At 70.6% G+C, this 22,405-nt stretch carries 18 protein-coding genes and 1 riboswitch; of the genes, 7 read left to right on the top strand and 11 right to left on the bottom strand.

Features of this window, described 5'->3' with window-relative positions:
• Positions 1-35: 35 nt before the first annotated feature.
• The gene (locus tag ACYVIO_RS03005) at positions 36-1,496 is read right to left on the bottom strand and encodes an alpha/beta hydrolase (RefSeq protein ID WP_460649080.1); all 1,461 of its coding nucleotides are present in this window, start codon (positions 1,494-1,496) and stop codon (positions 36-38) included.
• Positions 1,497-1,596: 100 nt separating this feature from the next.
• Here ACYVIO_RS03005 and ACYVIO_RS03000 point away from each other — a divergent pair, with 100 nt between their 5' ends.
• The gene (locus tag ACYVIO_RS03000) at positions 1,597-1,929 is read left to right on the top strand and encodes a DUF3817 domain-containing protein (RefSeq protein WP_460649079.1); all 333 of its coding nucleotides are present in this window, start codon (positions 1,597-1,599) and stop codon (positions 1,927-1,929) included.
• 1 nt (position 1,930) lies between these two features.
• Here ACYVIO_RS03000 and ACYVIO_RS02995 read toward each other — a convergent pair whose 3' ends face one another.
• Positions 1,931-2,860, bottom strand: a complete 930-nt coding sequence (locus ACYVIO_RS02995; RefSeq protein ID WP_460649078.1) for a hypothetical protein — start codon at positions 2,858-2,860, stop codon at positions 1,931-1,933.
• Between the two features lie 137 nt (positions 2,861-2,997).
• Positions 2,998-3,091, top strand: a riboswitch (glycine riboswitch).
• 78 nt (positions 3,092-3,169) lie between these two features.
• Here ACYVIO_RS02995 and ACYVIO_RS02990 point away from each other — a divergent pair.
• Positions 3,170-4,543, top strand: coding sequence for an L-serine ammonia-lyase (locus ACYVIO_RS02990; RefSeq protein ID WP_460649077.1), 1,374 nt, complete (start codon positions 3,170-3,172; stop codon positions 4,541-4,543).
• Here ACYVIO_RS02990 and ACYVIO_RS02985 read toward each other — a convergent pair.
• Complete coding sequence (locus ACYVIO_RS02985; RefSeq protein ID WP_460649076.1) at positions 4,505-5,188, bottom strand: alpha/beta fold hydrolase; 684 nt, start codon at positions 5,186-5,188, stop codon at positions 4,505-4,507. The two genes, ACYVIO_RS02990 and ACYVIO_RS02985, sit on opposite strands and share 39 nt — an antisense overlap.
• Before the next feature lie 119 nt (positions 5,189-5,307).
• On the opposite strand from ACYVIO_RS02985, the gene ACYVIO_RS02980 reads away from it, so the two are divergent.
• The gene (locus tag ACYVIO_RS02980) at positions 5,308-5,907 is read left to right on the top strand and encodes a hypothetical protein (protein WP_460649075.1); all 600 of its coding nucleotides are present in this window, start codon (positions 5,308-5,310) and stop codon (positions 5,905-5,907) included.
• Between the two features lie 103 nt (positions 5,908-6,010).
• Here the strand turns inward: ACYVIO_RS02980 and ACYVIO_RS02975 are convergent, their stop codons facing one another.
• Positions 6,011-6,739: an SDR family NAD(P)-dependent oxidoreductase gene (locus ACYVIO_RS02975; RefSeq protein WP_460649074.1), complete on the bottom strand. Its 729-nt coding sequence runs from the start codon at positions 6,737-6,739 to the stop codon at positions 6,011-6,013.
• On the opposite strand from ACYVIO_RS02975, the gene ACYVIO_RS02970 reads away from it, so the two are divergent.
• Genes ACYVIO_RS02970 through ACYVIO_RS02960 form a run of 3 tightly spaced genes read left to right on the top strand, consistent with a single transcriptional unit; the run spans position 6,738 to position 8,423 of the window.
• Positions 6,738-7,721, top strand: a complete 984-nt coding sequence (locus ACYVIO_RS02970; RefSeq protein ID WP_460649073.1) for a helix-turn-helix transcriptional regulator — start codon at positions 6,738-6,740, stop codon at positions 7,719-7,721. The two genes, ACYVIO_RS02975 and ACYVIO_RS02970, sit on opposite strands and share 2 nt — an antisense overlap.
• A 31-nt stretch (positions 7,722-7,752) precedes the next feature.
• Entirely contained in the window at positions 7,753-7,992 is a 240-nt protein-coding gene (locus ACYVIO_RS02965) for a ribbon-helix-helix domain-containing protein (protein WP_460649072.1), read from the top strand.
• Entirely contained in the window at positions 7,989-8,423 is a 435-nt protein-coding gene (locus tag ACYVIO_RS02960) for a type II toxin-antitoxin system VapC family toxin (protein ID WP_460649071.1), read from the top strand. Before ACYVIO_RS02965 ends, ACYVIO_RS02960 begins: the two co-directional genes overlap by 4 nt.
• A 2-nt stretch (positions 8,424-8,425) precedes the next feature.
• On the opposite strand, the gene ACYVIO_RS02955 is transcribed toward ACYVIO_RS02960, so the two are convergent.
• The 7 genes from ACYVIO_RS02955 to ACYVIO_RS02925 all read right to left on the bottom strand — a co-directional run bounded on the left by ACYVIO_RS02955 (position 8,426) and on the right by ACYVIO_RS02925 (position 20,891).
• Positions 8,426-9,379: a hypothetical protein gene (locus tag ACYVIO_RS02955; RefSeq protein ID WP_460649070.1), complete on the bottom strand. Its 954-nt coding sequence runs from the start codon at positions 9,377-9,379 to the stop codon at positions 8,426-8,428.
• Between the two features lie 77 nt (positions 9,380-9,456).
• Positions 9,457-12,792, bottom strand: a complete 3,336-nt coding sequence (lysX, locus tag ACYVIO_RS02950) for a bifunctional lysylphosphatidylglycerol synthetase/lysine--tRNA ligase LysX (protein WP_460649069.1) — start codon at positions 12,790-12,792, stop codon at positions 9,457-9,459.
• 30 nt (positions 12,793-12,822) lie between these two features.
• Entirely contained in the window at positions 12,823-13,308 is a 486-nt protein-coding gene (locus ACYVIO_RS02945) for a TspO/MBR family protein (RefSeq protein WP_460649068.1), read from the bottom strand.
• A gap of 19 nt (positions 13,309-13,327) precedes the next feature.
• Positions 13,328-14,557 carry an ROK family transcriptional regulator gene (locus ACYVIO_RS02940; protein ID WP_460649067.1) on the bottom strand — a complete coding sequence of 410 codons (1,230 nt, stop codon included), beginning with the start codon at positions 14,555-14,557 and terminating at the stop codon, positions 13,328-13,330.
• Between the two features lie 191 nt (positions 14,558-14,748).
• Positions 14,749-17,667: a helix-turn-helix transcriptional regulator gene (locus tag ACYVIO_RS02935; protein WP_460649066.1), complete on the bottom strand. Its 2,919-nt coding sequence runs from the start codon at positions 17,665-17,667 to the stop codon at positions 14,749-14,751.
• A 118-nt stretch (positions 17,668-17,785) separates the two neighbouring features.
• Complete coding sequence (locus ACYVIO_RS02930) at positions 17,786-17,995, bottom strand: hypothetical protein (protein WP_460649065.1); 210 nt, start codon at positions 17,993-17,995, stop codon at positions 17,786-17,788.
• A 28-nt stretch (positions 17,996-18,023) separates the two neighbouring features.
• Entirely contained in the window at positions 18,024-20,891 is a 2,868-nt protein-coding gene (locus ACYVIO_RS02925) for a type 2 lanthipeptide synthetase LanM family protein (RefSeq protein ID WP_460649064.1), read from the bottom strand.
• Between the two features lie 418 nt (positions 20,892-21,309).
• On the opposite strand from ACYVIO_RS02925, the gene ACYVIO_RS02920 reads away from it, so the two are divergent.
• Positions 21,310-22,377 (top strand): MsnO8 family LLM class oxidoreductase, encoded by a 1,068-nt coding sequence (locus tag ACYVIO_RS02920; RefSeq protein WP_460649063.1) that lies wholly within the window; start codon positions 21,310-21,312, stop codon positions 22,375-22,377.
• Positions 22,378-22,405 lie beyond the last annotated feature (28 nt).

Below are 22,405 nucleotides of genomic sequence, written 5' to 3'. Positions count from 1 at the left end.
ACTGGTCGACCGAGGGTGATCCTTCGTAGACCGGTTCAGCTCGTCGGGTCGACCGCCGCGCAACTCGTTCCGCGGCGCGGTACGTCGAGCGCGACCAGGTAGTCGTCGACCGTTGCCTCCATGCACGGACTCGTCGTGTAGCTGCCGTGCCCCCAACCGCGGTACGTGGCCAGTACGCCGTCGCGGCCGAGCTGGCGGGCGACGCTCCTGGCCCCGGGGTAGCCGGTCGCGGGATCGTGCAGGCTGTTGATCAGCAGCGCCGGCGTCCGCAGGTCGTACCGCTTCGGATCGCGCTGCGGGTTGGGCGCCTTCGGGAGACCGAGGCAGGTCGTCACGGCCAGCAGTTGGCCGGGGTAGCGCAGGTCCTCGTTGTCCCGCGCCAGCCGGCGCAGGTGTCCGGCGTACTCGCGGAAGTCGCGGACCGGCAGGCTGAAGTCGCGGCAGAACGTCACGAACGCGAAGCTCGCGAGTCCGGTCGGGACCGGCGGCTGCTCGGTCGGCGGCGCGCTCTTGTCCAGCTTGGCGAGCAGGCCGGCCAGCTTGGCCCAGTCCGGTCCGTAGAAGGTCCGGAACGTCACGAAGCTCAGCTGGAACGGGGCGATCGGGTACGACGGGCGCTGCGGATCCGGGAGCTCGCCGCGGTCGGCGCGGGCGAGGAGCCGGTCCCAGAGGGCGTGGATGTCCTGGCCGTGCAGGGCGCAGGTCGTTGCCGTCGTACACCACTTCACGAACTCGTCGAACGAGTCCTGACCCGCCCAGGCCTGCTCGTCGAGGAACTCGCCGGTCGTCGCGCGGCCGTGGTCGAAGACGCTCTCGAGCACCAGCGCGCGTACTCGCTGCGGGTAGCGCTGGGCGTATTGCTGGCCGACCAACGTGCCGTACGAGCTGCCGTGGAAGGAGATCCGTTGCTCACCCAGGGCAGCGCGGATCGCGTCGACGTCGCGCACGGTCTGCAGGGTGTCGAGGTGGTCGTAGACCGGGCCTGTGTTCTTGCGGCAGTCCGTGGCCAGGTCGTGGTTGTACTTGATGGTCGCGTCGAAATCGCTCTGGCTCTTGAGGATCGGCGAGGGTTGGCGCGCGAGGAGTGCGGCCGAGCACTTCACCGCGTTGCTGCGGGCAACACCGCGCGGGTCGAAGCTGACGACGTCGAAGCGGTCCTCGAGCTGCTGACTGAACCTGCTCATACCGGTGCGGATCCGTTCGACGCCGGAGTCGCCTGGCCCGCCGGGGCCGAACACCAGTACGCCGACGCGCTCGCCTTGAGCCTTCCGCCGGGCGACGGCGAGCTCGAAGGTGCCGTCGCCTGGCTTGTTCCAGTCGATCGGCACGGTCAGCGTCGCGCACTCGGAGCCGGGGAGGAGGGCGATGTCCTCGGGGGTGTCGCCGGGCTCGGGTTGGCAAGCTGCCCAGTCGACGGACGGCGCCGCGGCAGCCGGCACAGTCAACGTTGCCAGTACGGCGGCCGCGGCCGCACACCAAACAATGGGTCTCTTCATTGGGACGATCTTTCGCCGCGCCGACCCTGAGCGGCATCCGGTGGCGACCCGGAGGGAACCCGGGAGCGGGTTGGGTGGGGTTGTTAGGGTCACTGGTCTGATGACCGAGACTGTTGCAGCCGTGGACGCGCCGGCTGGTTCGAAGCATGCGACCTGGTTCCGGGTGGTGGCGATCGCCGAGGCGATCTCCTGGACCGGGCTGCTGATCGGGATGCTGTTCAAGTACGTGCTGTCGGACAACGAGATCGGCGTCCAGATCTTCGGGCCGATCCACGGCGGGATCTTCGTCGCCTACGTGCTGACCGTCGCGGTCGTCCGTAAGCCGCTGCGCTGGACCTGGACGACCACGCTGCTCGCGCTGGCCGCCAGCATCCCGCCGCTGTTCACCTGGTTCTTCGAGCTGTGGGCAGCCCGCACCAACCGCCTCGGCTGACTCACCGGCCGCAGCCGCGGCAGGGCCGGCGCGTCCGGAGGTAGTAGCCGTACGTCGCGGCGAGCAGTCCCGCGCCCCAGAGCACGTAGGCCGGGACGGCGACCCAGAAGAACGCCTCGGGCAGGTCGATGTCCCCGAAGATCGGCTCGTGCTGCAGCACTGCCGCGAACATCTGGAGCAGTCCGACGCCGAAGTACGCCGTGATGCCGGCGCCGAGTCCGCCGCCGGGGAGCAGCAGCATCCAGCGCGGGAAGATCCGGCTGGCGCGGGTGACCAGTAGGAGCGGGAGCAGGAGGCCGGCGAGCAGGAAACCGGTCTCGAAGAGGATCACCGCCGAGCCCGCGTCGTACGGCGTGCTGCCGAACCCGACGACCGCCTGAGCCGCCAGGCGGATGAGGCAGCCTGCTGCGGCGACGGCTGCTCCGGCGATGGCCCAGCGGGGTGTGGACGTCACCGGTCGGCGGCTGCCGCTGCAGCGCAGGCAGGACGGGTCGAGCTGTCGTTGCCTGGCCAGAGCGGTCGCCGCGAGCAGTGCCGCGCCAGTGAGGCCGCCGAGGCGGCTGAGTAGACCGAGTGGGTCGAAGGGGATGCCGAGGCCGGGCAGTACGGCGGCGACGACGTCGAGCAGCGCGAAGCCGCACACGGCGACCCAGCCGGCGGCTGCTGCCCAGGTGAGCCCGATGGTCACCCGCGACACCGGCAGCACGAGCAGAGCCGCGCTCAGCACGCAGAACGCGAGCGAGAGCCAGTAGGAGATCAGCAGGTCGCTCCCGGGCAGCTCCCAGTCCGGTGCGTGCCCAGTGGCGAACCACAACCGCACCAGCCCGTACGCCGCCGCGTGCCCGGCTGAGACGAGAGGTGCCCAGCGCATCCACCGCGGCGTCGTCGTCTCGCCCGGTGCGTGGTCGTGCGGATGCGTGCTCGTCGTCATGTGTTCAGCTTGTGGTGGTGGTGCTTCCGAGGGATCCCCCGTGCGGGGGAACGCTCTCCCTCTGTGGAGTGCACGGCCGGATTGACGGGGAGCGCGGGTCCGCCGTACCGTCGCGACCGTCAGCACCACACGCCGCATGAACCCGTGCGGGAGAGACCCGGGCACCGACCCGGGCGCCGTAGGAGCAACTCTCCCCAAGAATCTCTCAGGCACCCTCACCGCACGGGCGAGGCACCTCTGGAAGACAGCACGTCTGACAGAGCGGGGAGGCACACCGATCGGTCAACGACGACCGGAAGGAACCTCCAGATGGCGATCAGCGTTTTCGACCTGTTCAGTATCGGGATCGGCCCGTCGAGCTCCCACACCGTGGGACCGATGCGCGCGGCCCGGACCTTCGCCGTCGGCCTCGCCGCCGACGGCCTGCTCACCCGGACGACGGCCGTCGAGTCGCAGCTGTTCGGCTCGCTCGGCGCGACCGGGCACGGGCACGGCAGCAACAAGGCCGTCATGCTCGGACTCGAGGGCGAGGACCCCGAGACCGTCGACACCCGCTCGGTCGAGGGGCGCGTCGAGGCGATCCGCGCGGCCAAGACGCTGCGGCTGGCCGGCGGGCACGAGATCGCGTTCGACGAGAACTCCCAGCTGGTGATGCACCGCCGCAAGGCGCTGCCGTACCACCCGAACGGGATGACCTTCGTCGCCCGCGACGCCGAGGGCGTCGTACTGCGTGAACGGACGTACTACTCGGTCGGTGGCGGGTTCGTCGTCGACGAGGACGCGGCGGCCGGTGACCGGATCGTCCCGGACCGGACGCCGCTGAAGTACCCGTTCCTGTCGGGCGCCGAGCTGCTCGACCGGTGCCGCGAGTCCGGGCTGCCGATCAGCGAGGTGATGCTCGCCAACGAGCTGGCCTGGCGGACCGAGTCCGAGATCCGCGAGGGCCTGCTGCACATCTGGCAGGTCATGCAGGACTGCGTCGACGAGGGCTGCGAGACCGAGGGCGTCCTGCCCGGCGGCCTCAAGGTCCCGCGCCGCGCGCACGGCCTGCACCAGAAGCTGAGCAGCGACAAGTGGTCGGTCGACCCGCTCAAGGTGATGGACTGGGTGAACCTGTTCGCGCTCGCCGTGAACGAGCAGAACGCCTCCGGCGGCCGGATCGTCACCGCGCCGACGAACGGTGCCGCGGGCATCATTCCCGCCGTACTGCACTACTACCGCCGCTTCGTCCCGGGGGCGACCGAGGACGGCACGGTCCGGTTCCTGCTGGCGGCCGCCGCGATCGGCGTGCTCTACAAGGAGAACGCGTCGATCTCCGGCGCCGAGGTCGGCTGTCAGGGCGAGGTCGGGTCGGCCTGCTCGATGGCTGCCGCCGGGCTGTGCGAGGTGCTCGGCGGGACGCCGGAGCAGGTCGAGAACGCGGCCGAGATCGCGATGGAGCACAACCTCGGCCTGACCTGCGACCCGGTCGGCGGGCTGGTCCAGATCCCGTGCATCGAGCGGAACGCGATGGCCTCGGTGAAGGCGATCAACGCGGCCCGGATGGCGATGCACGGGGACGGGGTGCACGTGGTCACGCTGGACAAGGTGATCAAGACGATGCGCGAGACCGGCGCCGACATGAAGGTCAAGTACAAGGAGACGTCACGAGGCGGCCTGGCCGTCAACGTGATCGAGTGCTGACGGGTCCTCCACGTGGGCGTTGTGGCCGAGGCCCGGCAGCGTGACGACGCGGTCGTGCAGGGCGGCGAGCTCGGTGTCGGTGTTCATCGGGTCGAGTTCGCCACGCGCCAGTACGACGTGCGCCTGGGCGTCGCGGACGAGACGGGCCATGTTGGGCGCGCCGACGCCGAACGCCTTGTTGTCGAGCGCGAGACGCCAGCGGCCGTCGACCCGCAGCAGGCCGTGGCCGACGGCCTTGCTCGCGGGATCGACCAGACCCTGGAGTCCTGAGACCTTCAGGTAGCGCTCGGCGGCGGCCTCGCGGGTGTCGAACCAGGCGACCGGTTTGGCGGCGAGGGCGGCGGTCCGGGCCAGGTCCTCGTCGGACCAGGTCACCTTCACGCCGAGGGCGATCACGCGGTCCACGCGCACGCCGTACCGGCCGCTGGCGAGCTCGAGGGCGATCACGCCGCCGAGCGAGTGGCCGACGACTGTTGTCAGTTCGCTGGGCAGGTCTTGGGCGACGGCGGCGGTGATCGACTCGAAGCTGTAGCTGTCGAGCGGGTCGGCCGTGCCGTGGCCGGGCAGGTCGGGGGTGAGTTCGCCCGGCCACCCGTCCCAGACCCGGCGGGTCGCGCCGAGGCCGTGCAGCAGGAGGTTTGTCATGGCTAGAGGCTGGCACGGTCACCGGCCGGTCGCTCGGCGTCGTGGCGCGTTGCAGATTCGGTGAATATCGTTCCAAGACCTGTTTGAAACGTGTGAACACCCGCTACTGTGCCGGAACTGTGAGTCTGTTCTCCGAGGAAGAACAGGCAGCATCGCGCCGGACCTCGCTGAGGAGCAAGAGGGTTCGCCGTACCGCCGCCTGCATCGCCCTGCCCATCGGTCTGTACGCCGCCCTGGCTGTCGTGGGCCTGCTGCCGCTGCCCGGCGCAGGCGACCCCGACACGGTCACGCCGGTCGCCGGCCTGCCGATCGTCGGTCCCGCCGACCAGAACTACCCGCGCGTCGAGGGGGATCCGCGGCCGGAGGTGACGCCGACGCCGCCGGTCTCGATCGAGTCGGACGGGGTCGGCCGGAGTGACGCCCAGCCGGACGGTCGCACCGGGGATTCGGCGGGGCGGCCGACGCCGGGCGCTCCGACGACCGGTACGGCGGAGGACCCGACGCGACGGGTGCTGCCGACGATCACGGCTCGGCCTCCGGTCGTGCCGACGCCGACGTCGGGCCCGACCGAGCCGCCGGTCAGGACGCCGTCGCCTTCGTCCCCGCCGTCACCTTCGCCTACGTCCTCGCCGACTGGCACGCCGCCGGTCACCGACGATCCCCCAAATCCGGGGTTGGTCGAGGAGCTGTTCGGCTGGCTCGACGCGCTGGTGCCGTAGTACCGCCCGGGCGCGGGCGCCCGGGGATCGGCCGCGCGGGCCGCGCCGGGCTGCTGCGCAGGACGCCGGCTGCGCCGGTCGTCGCGGCCGGTCGTCGTACCGACTACCAGGCGACCGGGCCGTGGATGCTCAGGTACTGGCCGGTCGGGCCGTCCTTGGCGATCGTGGCGGCCTGGACGATGATCGCCGCGCCCTCCTCGACCGTCTGGGTGCCGCGGTGGCCGTTGAAGTCCGTGGCGGTGAAGCCCGGGTCGACGGTGTTGATCCGCAGGTCCGGCAGCAGGTAGGCGAACTGCGCGGTGAGCATGTTGAGCGCGGCCTTCGACGCCGCGTAGCCCGGGACGGGGATCCAGGACTGGACCGGCGAGTCCCCGTCGAGGGGCACGCCCGCGATCGAGCCGAGCCCGCTGCTGACGTTCACCACGACCGGGTGCTCGCTCTTGGTCAGCAGCGGCAGGAACTCGTGCAGCACCTGCGCGGCGCCGAACACGTTGGTCTCGAAAACCGTCCGGAGCGTCTCGGCGGTCACCTCCGTCGCCGTCGACGGGTGTCCCGGGATGCCGGCGGCGTTCACGTGCCCGGGGATGCCGGCGTTGTTCACGAGAACGTCGAGCCGGCCCTGCTCGGCCTCGATCTGCTGCGCGGCGGCGCGGATCGACGCCGCGTCGGTGACGTCGATTTGGACGGTCAGCGCGCCGAGGTCGGCGGCGGCCTTGCGGCCCTTCTCGAGGTCGCGCGCCCCGACGTACACGATGTGGCCGAGGGCAACTAGTTCGCGGGCGGTCTGGAAGCCGAGGCTCTTGTTGGCCCCGGTGATCAGTGTGATGGTCATGGCAACGACTCTGGCCGGTCGCGGCGAGGACAGGCAGTACCCCGAACAGCCTGGGGAACGGCAGTACCAGGCTGTTGCCGCGCCGTGCCGCAATACTGGAGAGGTGTCCGAACTCGGCAAGACCCTGCACGCGTGGCGCGACCGGGTGACCCCGGCGGAGGCCGGTCTGCCTGTGAACGGCGTACGACGTGCCCCTGGGCTGCGGCGTGAGGAGCTCGCCCAGCTGGCCGGGTTGTCGGTCGACTACGTCGTACGGCTGGAACAGGGGCGGTCCTCGTCGCCGTCGGCTCAGGTGCTGTCCTCGTTGGCTCGGGCGCTGCGGCTGAACGACGCCGAGCGGGACCACCTGTTCGTGCTGGCCGGCCAGGCGCCGCCCGCGCCCGGGCGCATCTCGGCGTACATCCCGCCTGGTGTCCAGCGCCTGGTGGACCAGCTCGACGGCGCACCGCTGAGCGTCGCCGACGCGTCCTGGACGATGATCAGCTGGAACTCCCTGTGGGCCGCGATGCTCGGTGACCCGTCCGGACTACGCCCCCGGCAGCGCAACATCATCTGGCTGCACTTCGCCGGCCGTGCGGGCGTTCCGAACGACCGCCCCGACGGCGCCACGTACGTCGCCGGCCACGGCCGGGTCCGGCAGACGCCGGAGCAGACCGAGCGGTTCAAGCTCGCGATGGTCACCGACCTGCGCGCCGCCGTCACCCGCTACCCCAAGGACCCCGACCTGCACGCCTTCGTCGCCGACCTCCGCGCCGTCAGCCCCGAGTTCGCCACCGCCTGGGACGAGCACCAGATCGGCTTCCACGGCTCCGACCACAAAACCATCGAACACCCCGACCTCGGCCCGATCGTCCTCGACTGCGACGTCCTCACCGTCCCCGGCAGCGACCTCCGCATCGTCGTCTACACCGCACCCCCCAACTCCGAAGCAGCCGAAAAACTCAAACTCCTCTCGGTGATCGGCCTGCAGTCGCTCGCCTGAGCGCAACCGGTACGTGTGTTAGGGTTGGTACATGTCGATGAAGCGGACCAACGTGTACGCCGATCCGGAGGATCTGGCGTTGATCAAGCAGGCCGCTGAACGTCGTGGGGTGCCCGAGGCCGAGATCATCCGCGAGGGCATCCATCTCGCCGCGATGGCGAACCGGGTCTGGGACGAGCCGCTCGACTGGCCGACCTTCGACGGACCTGGCTGGGCGGCCGACAAGGACGAAGTGCGGTCCGCGGTCGTCCGTCGTACCGACGACCGGTGATTGTTGTCGCCGACACCTCCGGGATCATCGCGGCGTTCGACCGCAACGCCGCCGAGGCCGACGACTGCCGGAAGATCCTGCAGGAAGCTGGCACCGTGATCTTGTCGCCGCTGGTGCTTGCCGAGGTGGATCACCTGGCCCGTGCTCGCCTCGGCTCGACCGCGCGGACCGCGATTCTCGGCCTGCTGATGGACCAGGTCCGCCGCCTGCGCTTCCAGGTGCCAGAGGTCGGCGCCGAAGTTCTCGATACTGCGGCGGCGGTGATGCGGCGGTACGAGGATCTCGATCTGGATCTTGCGGACGCGGTGACGGTCGCACTGGCGGCGGAGTACCGGACCGACAGCCTGCTGACTCTCGACCGGCGTGACTTCCGGGCGATCCGTCCGCTCACTCCTCACCCGGCGTACACGCTGCTGCCGGACGATCTGTAGTCCTAGAAGGCGTCCACGTCGCTGGTTGAGGCGTTGCCGAGGATGGTGGGTTGGAGGTCGATCTTCCAGCCTTCGTTGCGGCCGAAGCCTTCGTCGAACTTGGAGAAGCTGCAGCTGGCGCTGAACTGGCGGCGTTTGGGGTTCCAGTCGGTGCCGCTCTTGAAGTAGACGTGGTACTTGCCGCCGATGCGGCTGATGGTGGCGGTCTTCTTGGCCTGGACGTAGACGAGCAGGTGCGGCTTGCTCGGGGGTTTGCCGTCGGTGACGATCGCGATCGCGACGTCCTCGGTGGTCCCGTTCGTCACCTGCAGACGGCCGGAGCCGCGGGCGCCGGAGCGGACCAGGACGTCGCCGTTCGACGGGCGCTGGTCCGGCGCCTCGGGGCCGACGTCGGGCAGCGTCGTACCGAACTTCAGGCCGAAGCGGCCGAGTGCGGCGATCGCGCCGGTCAGGTCGGTCTTGAGCCTCCGCTGGACGTTCTGCGAGGTGTAGACGACGCCGCCGCACTTGGCGTTCGTGTCGACGTCGTCGGACTGCGGACCGGTCAGCGACGCGGCCGCGGCGCGGAGCTTGGTCTGCAGCGTCGTGTGCGCGGCGGCGATGTTCGGCTGGACCTTGAGCAGCGCCAGCTCGGCGACGGTCGAGTTCAGCGACTCGGCGAGCGTGTCCATCGCGTCGGCCAGGTTGTCCGCCGACTTCGCCCCGGTCAGCCCGCGCAGATCGGTCGCGATCTGCTGGTCGAGCTTGGCCAGGTTCGCCTGGTACTCCGCGCCGGTCAGCGGCCCTGCCGGCTTCGGCGGAGGCGGCGGCGGCGCGGGCGCGCTCGTGGTCGGCGCGGCCGTCGGTGTGGTCACCACCGACGTACTCGGATCGGCTTCCGGCGCCGAACCGTCACCACACGCTGCCGCCGTACCGAGCAGTGCCACCCCGAGCACCACAGAGACCAGCTTCTTCATCTGTCCCGCCCCCAGGCCCCTAGAACCCCTTGTAGCTCAAAGCGTAGGGGTCTTACGGGTCCCCGGCGACTCGGAATTCAGCTTCGGGGTGCCGGGCGCACGAACGGGAAGGCCAGCGTGGCCCGGATGTTCTGCCCGGTCAGCATCATCACGATCCGGTCGACGCCGAGTCCGAGCCCGCCGGTCGGCGGCATCGCGTACTCCAGCGCGGCCAGGAAGTCCTCGTCCAGCGACATCGCCTCGGGGTCGCCCGCGGCGGCTTTCAGTGACTGCTCGGTCAGCCGTCGGCGCTGCTCGACCGGGTCCACGAGCTCCGAGTACGCCGTACCGATCTCTGCGCCGAAGGCGACGAGGTCCCACCGCTCGGCCAGCCGCGGGTCGGTGCGGTGCACCCGCGTCAGCGGTGACGTCTCGAGCGGGAAGTCGGTGTAGAAGGTCGGCAGCGTGGTCCGCGGCTCGACCAGTTCGTCGTACAGCTCGAGGACCAGCTCGCCGGCGGACAGCTCGAAGCCCGCCCGTACGCCGTGCTTGGCGCAGACCGCGCGCAGGTGGGCGACCGGCGTCCCGGAATCGAGGTCGACGCCCGTCGCGCGGCTGACCGCTTCGTGCACGGTGATCACCGGCCAGTCGCCGGAGATGTCGAGCTCCTCGCCGTCGCGCTGGACGACCGGCTTGCCGAACACCGCGGTCGCCGTCTCCAGCAGCAGCTCGCGGGTCAGCTCGCGCATCACGTGGTAGTCGGCGTACGGCTGGTACGCCTCGACCGACGTGAACTCCGGGTTGTGCGTCGCGTCCGCGCCCTCGTTGCGGAAGTTGCGGTTCAGCTCGAAGATCTTGCCCAGTCCACCGACACCGAGCCGCTTCAGGAACAGCTCCGGCGCGATCCGCAGGAACAGCTCGGTGTCGTAGGCGTTGATGTGCGTGACGAACGGCCGGGCGTTCGCGCCGCCGTGCACGGCCTGCAGCATCGGCGTTTCCACCTCGGTGAAGCCCCGCGTCTCGAACCCCTGCCGCAATGCCCGTACGGCGGTACTGCGGTGCTTCAACATCCGCAGCGACTCCGGGTTCATCACCAGGTCGAGATGCCGTTGCCGCACCCGCGCCTCGGGATCGGTGAACCCCTTGCGCTTGTCGGGCAACGGGTGCAGGCACTTGGCCGCCATCGTCCACCCGGTCGCGGCGACGGACAGCTCGCCGCGGCGGCTCGTGACGACCTCGCCGGTGACGCTGACGTGGTCGCCGATGTCGACCCACCGGTTCCAGCGCGTCAGGTCGTCCGTGATCATCACCTGCAGCTGCGTCAGGCCGTCCTGCAGCTGCGCGAACGCCAGGCCGCCGTGGTTGCGCAGCCGGACGACGCGGCCGGTGACGGAGACCTCGTGGCCGGTGTGGTGATCGGCGGGCAGGTTCTGGTGCAGCGCGCGGATCCGTTCCAGGGTTTCCGTCCGTGGCACTGTGACCGGGTAAGGGTCGATGCCTGCAGCAACCATTTCGGCGAGCTTGGTACGGCGTACGCGCTCCTGCTCGGTGAGCTTGCGGTCCGGGAGCGCAGGCCGGAGCAGTTCGTTCTCCAGCTCCCGCACGGTCTCCGCGAACGCGCCGCTGTCGCCGACGGTGATCGCGTGCCGGTCCGTGCTGGTGCTCGCGTCGACACGCGTCCACGGCCGGGGCGCGGGTAGGAAGCCCTCGGCGGTCCCGGCGGCGAGCAGGACCTGCGCGAGCGAGGCGCCGCGGGAGTAGCAGATCAGGCGGGGCGACCAGCGCGGCAGGTACTTCTCGTTCGACTGGTACAGGCTCTCCAGCTGCCAGAAGCGCGAAGCCGCGGTCAGCAACGCGTTGGTCAGCCGCAGGACAGGCCCGGCGCCGACCCGTTCGGCGTCGCTGAAGATCTCCCGGAACATCGCGAAGTTCAGCGAGATCCGGTGGACGCCGAGGTCGCCGCAGGCGTCGACCAGCGAGGCGACCATGAACTCCATCAGCCCGTTGACCGAGTCGGGATCGCGGCGCATCAGGTCGAGCGAGACCCCGCGCACACCCCAGGGCGCGAACGACAGCAGCCCTCGTACGGCGCCCTCGGCGTCCCGCGCGATGACCATCACGCAACGCGCGTCGGCCGCGTCGCCGAGCCGGCCGAGCGCCATCGAGAACCCGCGCTCGGTCTGAGCGCCGCGCCACTTCTCCGCCAGCTCGACGTACCGGGCGAGGTCCTCAGCGGGAAGGTCACCGTGCCGGACGACCTTCGCGTGGTACCCGGCCCGCTGAGCGCGGGTGACGGCCTGCCGGACCGGGCGCATCGTGCGGCCTTCGAGCGTGAAGTCGGCGACGTCGATGATCGCCTCGTCGCCCATCGCGAGCGCGCGGAGGCCCGCGTCGACGTACGCGTGGGCCGCCTCTTCACCGGCCGACAGTACGGCGGGAGACCAGCCGTACGACTGCGTCTCGGTCAGCCAGGTCTTGATCGCGGCCGGCCAGGCCGCCGGGTCGCCGAGCGGGTCACCGCTGGCCAGGCTGACGCCGTTGACCACGCGGTACGCGATCGCGGCGTCGCGGTCGGGGGAGAAGACGACGGCCTTGTCGCGCCGGGTCGCGAAGTAGCCGAGGCTGTCGCGTTCGCCGTACTGCAGGAGCAGGCGGCGGACCTCGAGCTCCTCGGGCTGGCTCAGGTAGCGGACGCGGCGGACCGAGCGGAGGAAGATCCAGAACGCGATCACCAGCGTCGCGGCGGACAGGAAGCCGACGGTCAGGCCGACCCAGGTGTGGCCCTCGTGCCCCGATCCCATCCGGGCCCGGCTCTGCCCGAACGCGGCGAACACCGCCCAGCCGATCTTCTCCCGCTGCCCCTGCAGGGTGTGCGGGAAGACCTGCGTGAGCGTGATGCTGACGCCGATCGAGACGAGCAGACCGCTGATCATCACGCCGATCGCCAGCCGCCGGCTACCCGGCGCGAGCCGGGCCGGGAAGCTGTCCCGGATCTTCCACAGCAGCACGATCATCAGGATCGGTACGACGACCCGGGCGATCCCGAGCTCGAGATCCTCGTACGACGCCCGCCCGAACTCCGCGATCAGGTCAGGATCGTTCGGGTTCGCGATCTGCACGCTGATGAAGCCGAGCGCGGCGATCGAGGTGAGCAGCGTCAGGCCTTCGAACACCCACAGCACCCACAGCAGCGCCGCCCGCTTGCCGCGCAGCAACGCGCTGCCGACCACCGCCAGGTACACCGCGGACAGGAACGTGTGCCCGGCCGGGATCCCGACGAAGTCGATCACCGCTTCGACGTGCCTGACCACCTCGGGCGCGGCCAGGTGCAACGGCACCGCGACGAACGACCAGACGGCGGCCGTGACGACCACGCGCCCCACCCACACCGCCGCCCGCTGCCGCCACTTCGGAACGACTTGCTGCCCTGACACGCAGTGATCATCCCACTGCGGCCCTCCGGATCAGCGGTTGAGCCACCAGATGGCCGCGTTGAGTGCGCCGGCGAACGACGTCCAGGCCCAGTACGGCAGCAGCAGCGCGGCGGCCGGCCGGCTGACCTGACGGAACGTGACGACGGTCCAGGCGATCGCCGCCCAGAGCAGGACGATCTCGATCAGCGCCAGGGCGATCGCGTTGGCGCCGAAGAACAGCGGGGTCCAGATCGCGTTCAGCACCAGCTGTACGGCGTACGGGACGAGCTGCTTGGACCAGCCGGTCTTGCGCCAGACGAGCCAGCCGCTGACGGCGATCATCGCGTAGAGGACCGTCCAGACCGGACCGAACCGCCAGCTCGGCGGAGCCCACGACGGCTGCTGCAGTTCGGCGTACTGCTCGGTGGTGCCTTGGACTCCCAGTACGCCGATCAGCGCGGCCACGGTGACAGCGGCTGCGTAGACGGCCAGTGCGGCCGCGCTGCGGACTGGGCGGTGCTCGGTCCAGGTGCTCATGCCGGACCGGTGCCCAGTGCTACGCCGTTGTAGTCAGAGCCGGCGTCGGGAGCTTGCGCTGCCAGACCTCGTCGAGGGCCATCCGCATGGCACCCGTGACGACGGCGTCCTCGGCCAGAGCGGACAGCTCCAGCTTCGGGTGGTTGAGGGTGAGCAGCCGGAGCTGGTCGGAGATGGCGTCCAAGAGAACCGCGCCGGCCCGGGCGACGCCGCCGCCGATGACGACGGCAGTGGGGTCGAGCACCAGTACGGCGGGAGCCAGAGCGCGGGCGAAGTCGCGGGCGACCTGCTGCACGACCGCCTGGGCCACCGGGTCGCGCTCAGCGGCCGCGGCGAACACGTCGGCTGTGTCGAGCTGCTCGCGGCCGAGCTCGGCCAGGCGGGACTCCGGATTGTCGAGCACAGCCTGCCGACCGAGTGCAGCGATCGCCTCGGAGCCGACAGCGCGCTCCAGCGGTCCGCGGCTGTCCTCGGGGTTGATCACGTCGTCCGGCGCGGTGGCGATGAAGCCGATCTCACCGGCCGCACCCGTACCGCGGTGCAGCCGACCGTCGATCACGATGCCGGCACCGAGCCGCTCACCCCACTGGACGGCGAGCAGCGTGCCCGTGCCACCCCGGGCCGCGGCGATCGCCAGGGCCGCCAGGTTGGCGTCGTTGTCGAGCATGACCGGGCAGTCGAGCAGGGAGCGCACGTGCTTGACCAGGTCGATCGAGGACCAGCCCGGCACGGACGGGACCAGCTGGACCCGCCCGGTGTGCTCGTCGACGATGCCCGGGCTCGCGGCAACAGCGGCCGCGATGTCCTCGGCCGGGACCTCCGCCTCGGCCAGCGCCTCGGTGATCACCTCGCTGATCACGCCGAGCAGCTCCTGGGCCGTCCAGCCCGGACCTGATCGCCGTACGAGGGAGAGCTTGCGCCCGGCCAGGTCGGAGACGCCGACAGTGACCCGGTGCGGGCCGACGTCGAGGCCGAGCACCGGCGCCGCACGGCCGCGCAGCGACACCCGGATGGCCGGCCGGCCCAGCGAGCGGTCCGCGGAGTCCGGCCCGTGCTGCTGCAGCCAGCCCGCGTCGAGCAGCTCGTCGACGGCCTGCGCGACCGTCGGTCTGGCCAGCCCGGTCCGCTCGACCAGTTCCGCCACCCGTAGCGGTGCGGGCGCCGAGCGCCGGACAGCGTCCAGCACCGCAGCGACGTTGATCCGCCGCAGCATCGTCGTACCGCCGCCGCCGACCGTTCCCTTGCTCATGTCCGACCCCTTGGCTGCCACTCGCCCATCTTATATAGAAAGCGAGCCTTCATAAATTATCCAGGATAAATTATCCAGCGGAACGCCGCGCGCCGCTCGTCCCCGGCGTGGGCGGTTCACCCGGAGTCCGTGCCACGACAACTATCACTGTCGAGCCGTGACACGCCCGAGCACACGCGCGAGGCCCGGGATCAGTCCTGCAACACCGTCCGCGCGAAACTGCTGAGCGCCTCCCGATCCGGCTGCCGGGTCTTGGTCATCAAACTCGCCACGTGCTTCTCCACGGTACGGGGCGAGATGTGCAACCGCGACGCGATCGACTTGTTCCCGATCCGATCGACGAGCAACAGACAGACCTCGTACTCGCGCGACGTGATCCCGAGCTGACGAAGATGCGGCGGCACCTGGTCGCTGCCGGTACGGCGCTGGGAGACGGTCGCGCCCATCTGCCGCAGCATCCCGCGGCAGGCGCTCGCGACAGTCGGTACGTCGGCCTGGTGGAAGTGTTCCTCGGCCTGCCGAAGCCAGGTCACCGGCTCGCCCCACCCGTCCGCCGCCGCCTGCTCGGCGACCATCCGCAGGCCGAGGTGCCGGGCCATGGGATAGATCTCGGCGGTCTGCTGGGCCTGCTCCACCAGAGCGGTCGCTTCGATGCCGCGACCGTCACGACCCAGCAGAACCGCATGGGCCAGCTCGACGAACTGACGGTTCCACCGCATGCGGCTGGCCGCGGTGTCGGTCACGGCGGTCAGGTGCTCCCACCCGTTCCGTCCGGCCAGCACGCCGAGCAGCAGCGCGATGCCGTTCTTGCCGGCCAGATGGAACATCGTCGGGTTCTGCGCGTCGTAGGCCAGCGCCTGCGCCATCTCGGACTCGGCCAGATCGCGGTTCTCCTCCAGGAGGGCGCAGAAGGTTCGGGCCATCCCGTACGAGACCGGCAGCTCGTGCGACGCCCGTTCGCCGTACTCCGCCAGCTCGGCGAGGGTCTCCTCCATGGACGCACGCCGGCACTGATGGCCCGCCAGCATCGCCTTGGTGACCAGGACGTACGGCGCTCCGCGGCTGAGCTTGAGCCGCCGGGTGACTTCCAGGCACTCCTCGATCTTCACCGCGGCCAGGTCGTACTCGGCGCGCAGGACGGCTTGTTGCGCGAGAATCTGGTCGACGTCGTACGCGCTCGGGATCGCGCCGATCTTCAGCGCCTGCTGCCGGGCCGTCTCCAGCTCGGTGCCGTCGCCGTCGGCCAGGTACATCGTGCCGGCCTGGAAGATGTGGGCGATCACCCGCTGCAGGCCCATGCCGTTGTCAGTGGCAACTTGCCGGGCCCGCTGGAAGTACATGACCGACTGCTCGAGGTCGTGCTCTCGCGCAAGGATGCCGAGCAGCTGCCAGGCGTCGGCCTCGACCGCGGGCAGGCCTGCCCGCTGCGCGGTCTCGGCCGCGCGCGTGGCCAGCGCGGTCGCTGACCTCAGCCGTCCCGGACTGGTCCTGGTCATCTCCAGCGCCGCCGCGATCGCCTCGAGCGGTGCGAGGTCCGCGTCGGCCGGATCCGGCCCGAACAGGGCACGAGCCGTACCCACGTGGGAGATCGCGGCCGACACCCGGCTGGCCGAGTAGTTGAACTCTGCCAGGCGCACGTGCAGCGTGGCCACGCTCCGGCTGTCCAGACCGCGGCTCGCCAGTTCGTCGACCAGCTCGGGCCGGGCGACGGGATGCTCGAACTGACCGGTCTCACCGAGTGCCAGCAGCAACGATCCGAGGACGTCGGCGCGGTAGCCGACGTCCGGGTCGTCGGCGAGCAGCGTGAACGCACGGTCGAGCAGGTGCGCGGCACTGCCCAGCGAGCCCTCGTCGAACGAGCGCCGCCCGGCCTCGGCGAACAGGCGAGCCGCCCGCCCCCGGTCTCCGCCGGTCTGGGACAGCTCCGCCACCATCAACGACCACTCGCCGGGAAGTCCGGGATGGAGTACTTCGATCGCGGCGGCGCAACGGCTGGCCAGGGTCGCGCGCTCGGTCGGGTTCAGGCCGGCGAGCAACGCCTCCGCGGTCAGTGGATGTCGAAACGCGTACCAGTCCGGGACCGGCTCGTCGGGTCCGACCAATTGAGCGGCCAGGCCGGCTCTCAGGGTCGCCAGGAGTTGCCGCTCGTCGATGGCGCTCGCCTGGCGGACGACGCTGAGTGGAAAACGGTGCCCGATCACAGCGGCGAGGACCAGCAGCTCGCGCGACTGCGGCCCGAGCTGGTCGGTCCGGCTGTTGATGCTCTGCACCACCGTGGCCGGAACAGTCATCCTGAGGTCGTCGACGACCTGCACCGCACCGTCCACGCCGGACAGCAACTGGCCCGACCGGCTGGCTTCCTGCAGCAGTTCCTCGGCGATGAAGGGAATTCCCGCGCTGTGCCGCCACAACTGGTCCGCGAGTTGATCGGGCACCGCGGAGGGGTCGACGTCGAGACGGCCGGCCGCGAGGTGACGCACCTCGTCGCGATCGAGCCGGTGCAGCTCGATCCGGTTCGCCGTGCCGCGCTGGTGCGCGAGCTGCGAGAGCTGCTCGGCCGGACAGTGTTCCGAGCGGACGGTGCCGATCAAGGCGATCGGCTGGTCCTCGAGGTTGTCCAGCAGGTACTCGATCACCGCCAGCGTCTCGGGATCGGCAGCGTGCAGGTCCTCGAGGACCAGGAGGCAACCGCGGTCGCGGCCCGCCGTACCGAGCAGCCGGAGAATCGCCTCGCCGAGCACGATCGCCGAGATCGCGGTCTCGGCGGTTCCGTCGTCCCAGTCCGGGATCAGCCGGCCGAGCACCCTGCGGTACGGGCCGAGCGTTTCCGGGCCCGGCATCTCGCCGCGGCGGATCAGCGACAGCAGCGCCTCGGTGAACGGCCGGAAGGCCACAGTTGTGCCGATTGCGACGACCCGGCCGCGCAGGGTGACCATGCCGTGGTCGAGTGCTGTGGTGGTGCCTACCGCGGCGAGCCGGCTCTTGCCGATCCCGGGTTCGCCGGTCAGGAAGACAGCACCGCCACGGCCTGAACGAGCGGTCGCCAGCAGCTCGTCGAGCTGATCGATCTCCTCGTCCCTGCCGACCACTCGGGGCGCATGGGTCCGCATCCCTGCACTCTAATCGTGGACCGGTCAGACCGCAGGCGGTTCGGCTGGTCGGTGACAAACTCCATCATGCGTTCGATGTTCGGCCGGCGCGAGGCGTTTCGCACCGGCCGGCTGGTCTTTAGTGCGGGTTGCCGACCGTGGTCCAGGTCGAGCAGCCGTCGGTGAAGGTCTGGACGGCGAGCGCCGCCATGCTGGTGGTGCCCACGAGGGCGAGCGCGCGCTTGCCCACCTTGCTGCGCTTCGGCAGGGTGACCGGACCGATCGGATCGGTCTGGTCGTCGGCGAGGCGCTGGTCGAGGTTCTCGTCGTTGTGGTGCTGGGCGGTCATGGTGGTTCCCCTGTCGGATGGTGGCCGGTCAGCGCTGTGATGGGTGCTGGGCCGGCGCCGGTTCTTGCAGCAGCACGGACGGGATCTGCCCGTGGAAGCCGAGACGGAGCAGCCCGTAGCCGATACCCGCCAGCCCGGTCAGCAGACCGGGGGAGGGAACGGCGCGGGGCGTGCCACACTGCGGCCCGTACTGCTGTACTGCGGCGAGCACCAGCCCGGCCCGGCGACGCCGGACCGCCTCTGTGGCTGGGTGATCGCCTTCGGTCAGCCACAGCAGTGGCTCGACCGCGCCGAGCTCGCCGTGACACAGACTCATGTCGGCGAGCACCGGACGTTCGGTGGCGTGACGCAGGTAGGCCTCGAGATCGGCCGGCCCGCCTGCCCGCAGGCGGGCGAGGATCGTGCCTGCTCGGCCGGAGCACCAGCCTGCGTCGGTGCCCTCGCCCTCCTGGGCGAGGTCGGCAGCGGTTCGCGCTGCCTCGGCGTACCGGGGCCCGAGCCCGGAGCTGTTGCCCAGGGCCCAGGCGATCCCCGCGTAGCCACGAGCGAAGCCGACCGGTACGTCGGAACGCGGGCCGAGCTCGACGGCGGCGACCAGCTCGTCGGCGTACCGAACGGCGAGTCGCTCGGTCTCCGGACGGCCGGGAATCCCTTGCAGGCAAGCAAGTCCGCCGGCCGCGCCTTCGACGTAGCTCGGGAACCCGCCGGTCGGCGAGGGGCCGTTCGCCATCAGGTCGAGCGACATCCCCAGCCAGGTGGACAGGTCGGAATCGTCCAGCAGGTTCGCGAGGCGGCTCAGTCCGTAGCTGATGCCACCTAGACCGTGCAGCCCGGAGCCGACGGTCTCGAGGATCTCGGGGTCGGCGGCGAGCGCTTCGAGAACCTGCGGGATCGGCCGGATCGCGTCGTAGGCCAGTTCGCAGTACTTGTCCGCGCCGGTGAGGATTCCGGTCTGGGCCAGGAACAGCGCCGTACCGAGGTAGCCGCTGGTCAGTCCGGCGCCCATCGGCAGGATCGTCCAGTGGTGGTCGTCGAGCAGTTCGAGACCGAGCCAGTTCGCGGGGCCGCCGTTGTCGCCGAGGACCTGGGCCATGATCTCGTCGGCGATGTCGGTGGCCGCGGCGAGCAGTTGTTCGGGGTCGGCCTCGGTCGTCCCGAGTCCAGGCCTGGTCACGATGCTCGCGTGCACGACCGGTGCCGGACGGGTGGCGAGGCTTGCCGAGATCACCCAGCGCTGACGGTCCTGGTCGACTTCGCCCATCGCCGAGACCTTCGCCTCTACGGCGGCCAGGCCCTCCACAGCCAGTACGGCGGGCAGGTGGGTGCCGTCGGCGGCCCAGACGTCCCGGGTGTTCGGCCGGGTCGTGAACAGGGGGATGTTGCCCGACCAGAGATCCGTGAGCTCGGCGGGGACCACCCCCCGCAGCTCGTCGTCGGCGTCCCAGAGGAGGTCGAGCAGCCTGCTGTGGCCGTCGGCATCGCGCAGCGCGTCGGGGTGGGTCGACTCGTCCAGCAAGGTGGCGTAGATCCGCGACGGCCTTGCGACGTACCGGATCTCGTCGGACGCACAGCGGGCCAGAAGCCCGTCAGGGCCGAGCAGTTCGGCGCGGTGCCGGGCAATCGCCTCATACGCGCCCCGGAAACCTGCCAGCAGGGAGACCTCGTGGTCCCTCGGTTCCGTCACCGATCCGCCCAGGGTGGGGCGGTTGTCGCGCTGCCGGATGGTGCCGGCGCAGCGGACCAGGTGCATAGTGTCCAGCCCGGCGTCTGCCCAGTCGACCACCTCGTGAGGCGCGACACCGTCGTCGCCGCCGATGCCCGACAAGTCCGCGGCACCGTGCTGGCCGACCACCATCAAGGGCAGCAGAGCGGTGCGCGAGACCGAGCTGAGCAAGGCTGCGTGAGCGGGATCCTGACCGAGCGGGCCGGCGGCGACGAGGCCCGGGTGGAAGAGCGTCTCGACGTCGACGAGAACGGGCTGATCACCACTCGCGATGAGGTTCTCGTTGTGCATGTCCGTGCCGTCGAGCACGTACAGCAAGGCCAGCAGCGCGCCCTGGCGGTGGTAGAAGCGGCGGACGCCGGCCAGGTCGTCGCAGGGCTTGTGGTCGATGAACTCGAGCCAGCCGTAGCCGGGGCGGGTGACGACGTCGACGGTGCGCAGGGCGGCGTCGGTCTTGCTGTTCAGCCAGCCGACGATCTCGCTGAAGTGCCGGTGCAGGTCCAGCGGGCGGGGCTTGTAGACCAGCTTGCGGCCGTCCGCGAACGTGAGGGTCGCGGTGCTGCGGCCGCCGCGGTGCGGGTCGCCGCCCGGTTCCACGCTGACGAGGTCACCCGGAGGTTCGCCGTCGAGGAGGGTGGTGATCAGCTCGCGGTCCTCGGCGAGGCGGGTCAGCAGTTCGAGGTGGCCCTCGACGGACTGTCGGCACGCCTCGCCCAGGACCCGGGCCAGCACCGGGTAAGCGGCCAGGAAATCCGCCAGCTCGCTCCCTCCAACGAGCCGGTGGGTGAAGTCAAGGAAACGTTCGTCCGAGGTCGCGCCGGTCAGGTCTCCCCGTTTGCGGGCCCGGGCCAGTTCGAGCACCAGGGTGCGGGCGGCGAGCTTGACCAGGCGCAGTCCCAGGCGGTGCAGGAACTGCTCGGCGACCGTGCCGGTGTGGCCGGCGGTGGTCAGGTCGTCGCGAGCGGTGACGAGTAGGGGGTGCAAGCAACGGACGAGGGCTTGTTGCCAGTCGCCTTCGGAGGGTTCTGGTACAGACTGCTGTGCGAGACTACGTTCGACGTACGACGCCCAGCCGGGTTTCGGCGACTCCTGCTCGTGCGGAGCCAGCCCCGCTGACCACCAGGCCTTCGGCTGGTCGGTCGGGGGCGCCCCGGAGGTCGCTGAGTCGAGCACGCCGACAGCGTGGCAGCAGGCGGGCAGGAAGACATGGGTATGCGTCCCCCATATTTCCGCAAGCGTTCGCTTCGGCGTACGTGTCCCACAAACGCTTGTTTTGCAGCTGTCCGCGGGACGGTGACTGGGGGACGACCGCCCCGCGGCAGCAGCGCCTGTTCCGGTCGGCCTCTGGTGGAAGGCTTTCGCGGCTCAGGAATTCGTGGGTTGCGGGTCGGCCGTCACCGGCCCCCGCTGATCGTTGTCGTCGTGGCCGGCCTCCCGTGTCGGTGGATCTGCTGGAACGCCGAGAACGATGCCCCGCCGTCCGCTGCCGGACAAGTGCCTTGGGCCCCCATCTTTGGGTGGGAGGTGGGGGCAAGGAACATGGGGGCGAATCCCCCATGTGGGTACGGCGTGCAGGTGTCACGGTGGACGGGTGTACAGCCCAGCTCCCGGTCTCCCGGTCTCAGCCCACTCGGTGCTCGACGTCGTGCCGCAGCCGGCCGGGCAGTCGGCGGCGGCTGCCTTGCGGGAGACCGTCGAGGTCGCGCAGACCGCCGACGACCTGGGGTTCCGCCGGTTCTGGGTGGCCGAGCACCACGGGGTCCGGGGGGTCGGTAGCGCGGCGCCGGCGGTGCTGGCCGCCGTACTGGCTGCTCGGACGGACAGGATCCGGCTGGGCTCCGGGGGAGTCCTGCTCGGTAACCACAGGCCGCTGCTGATCGCCGAGCAGTTCGCCGCGCTCGCCGCGGCGTACCCGAGCAGGATCGACCTCGGGGTCAGCGAAGGCAGCGTGTCGGCTCCTTGTACCGCGGCTGCTCTCGGCTGGTCCGGTGACGCGCGGGAGACCTTCCCGCAGCGACTGGACGAGCTGTGCCGGTTCCTGCGTGACGGACTGCCCGGACGGACCCCTGTGGGGGACGTCCGCCTCACGCTGGCCGGGTTGCCGCCGCCCGTGTTCGTTCTGGCGAACCGGCCGGCCACGGCGCAGCTGGCCGCGGTACGAGGGCTGCCGATCTTCCTGACCGCGTCGGAGACCACCGTGGTGGCCGCTGCGGCGTACCGGGACACCTTCGAGCCGACCGGGCCCACAGGCAAGCCCTACCTGGGGGTGTCGGTCGGAGTCGTCGCCGCGGACACCGACGAGGAGGCGCTCAACCGGCTGGCCGAGTACGTCCGGGTGAAGCACCGGCTGGCCGCTGCCTCGCCGCGTGCCACTCCGGCCGAGCTGCTCGAGCTGCTGGAGCCCCGGATCACCGGACGCGAGCGCGGCCGGGCCGAGCGGCTCCTGGACGACCCGGGCCACATCGTCGGCTCCCGCTCGACCGTCGCGGCCGGACTGGCCAAGCTGGCGGCCGGGACAGGAGCGGCCGAGATCATGCTCGCGCCGTTGGCGTACGACGGCCTGGTGCGCTCGTCGATCCTCCGCACGGTCGCGGCGGCCCTGACCCGGGCCATCCGCACGGTGCCGCGCTCTGCGCCGCACTTCGTAGCAACTGCCTAAAGTGGGTACTGCCCCACCATGGAAAGGC

It is taken from the genome of Kribbella endophytica (assembly GCF_054781295.1).
This window is presented reverse-complemented; position numbering and strand designations above follow the sequence as displayed.

Excerpts from the sequence above, each read along its gene's own strand:
- ACYVIO_RS02985 (WP_460649076.1), bottom strand. The coding sequence starts at position 5,188 with ATGACAAACCTCCTGCTGCACGGCCTCGGCGCGACCCGCCGGGTCTGG.
- ACYVIO_RS03000 (WP_460649079.1), top strand. The coding sequence starts at position 1,597 with ATGACCGAGACTGTTGCAGCCGTGGACGCGCCGGCTGGTTCGAAGCAT.
- ACYVIO_RS02965 (WP_460649072.1), top strand. The coding sequence starts at position 7,753 with ATGTCGATGAAGCGGACCAACGTGTACGCCGATCCGGAGGATCTGGCG.
- ACYVIO_RS02975 (WP_460649074.1), bottom strand. The coding sequence starts at position 6,739 with ATGACCATCACACTGATCACCGGGGCCAACAAGAGCCTCGGCTTCCAG.
- ACYVIO_RS02990 (WP_460649077.1), top strand. The coding sequence starts at position 3,170 with ATGGCGATCAGCGTTTTCGACCTGTTCAGTATCGGGATCGGCCCGTCG.
- ACYVIO_RS02955 (WP_460649070.1), bottom strand. The coding sequence starts at position 9,379 with ATGAAGAAGCTGGTCTCTGTGGTGCTCGGGGTGGCACTGCTCGGTACG.
- ACYVIO_RS02930 (WP_460649065.1), bottom strand. The coding sequence starts at position 17,995 with ATGACCGCCCAGCACCACAACGACGAGAACCTCGACCAGCGCCTCGCC.
- ACYVIO_RS02995 (WP_460649078.1), bottom strand. The coding sequence starts at position 2,860 with ATGACGACGAGCACGCATCCGCACGACCACGCACCGGGCGAGACGACG.
- ACYVIO_RS02970 (WP_460649073.1), top strand. The coding sequence starts at position 6,738 with ATGGCAACGACTCTGGCCGGTCGCGGCGAGGACAGGCAGTACCCCGAA.
- ACYVIO_RS02945 (WP_460649068.1), bottom strand. The coding sequence starts at position 13,308 with ATGAGCACCTGGACCGAGCACCGCCCAGTCCGCAGCGCGGCCGCACTG.
- ACYVIO_RS02935 (WP_460649066.1), bottom strand. The coding sequence starts at position 17,667 with ATGCGGACCCATGCGCCCCGAGTGGTCGGCAGGGACGAGGAGATCGAT.
- ACYVIO_RS02940 (WP_460649067.1), bottom strand. The coding sequence starts at position 14,557 with ATGAGCAAGGGAACGGTCGGCGGCGGCGGTACGACGATGCTGCGGCGG.
- ACYVIO_RS03005 (WP_460649080.1), bottom strand. The coding sequence starts at position 1,496 with ATGAAGAGACCCATTGTTTGGTGTGCGGCCGCGGCCGCCGTACTGGCA.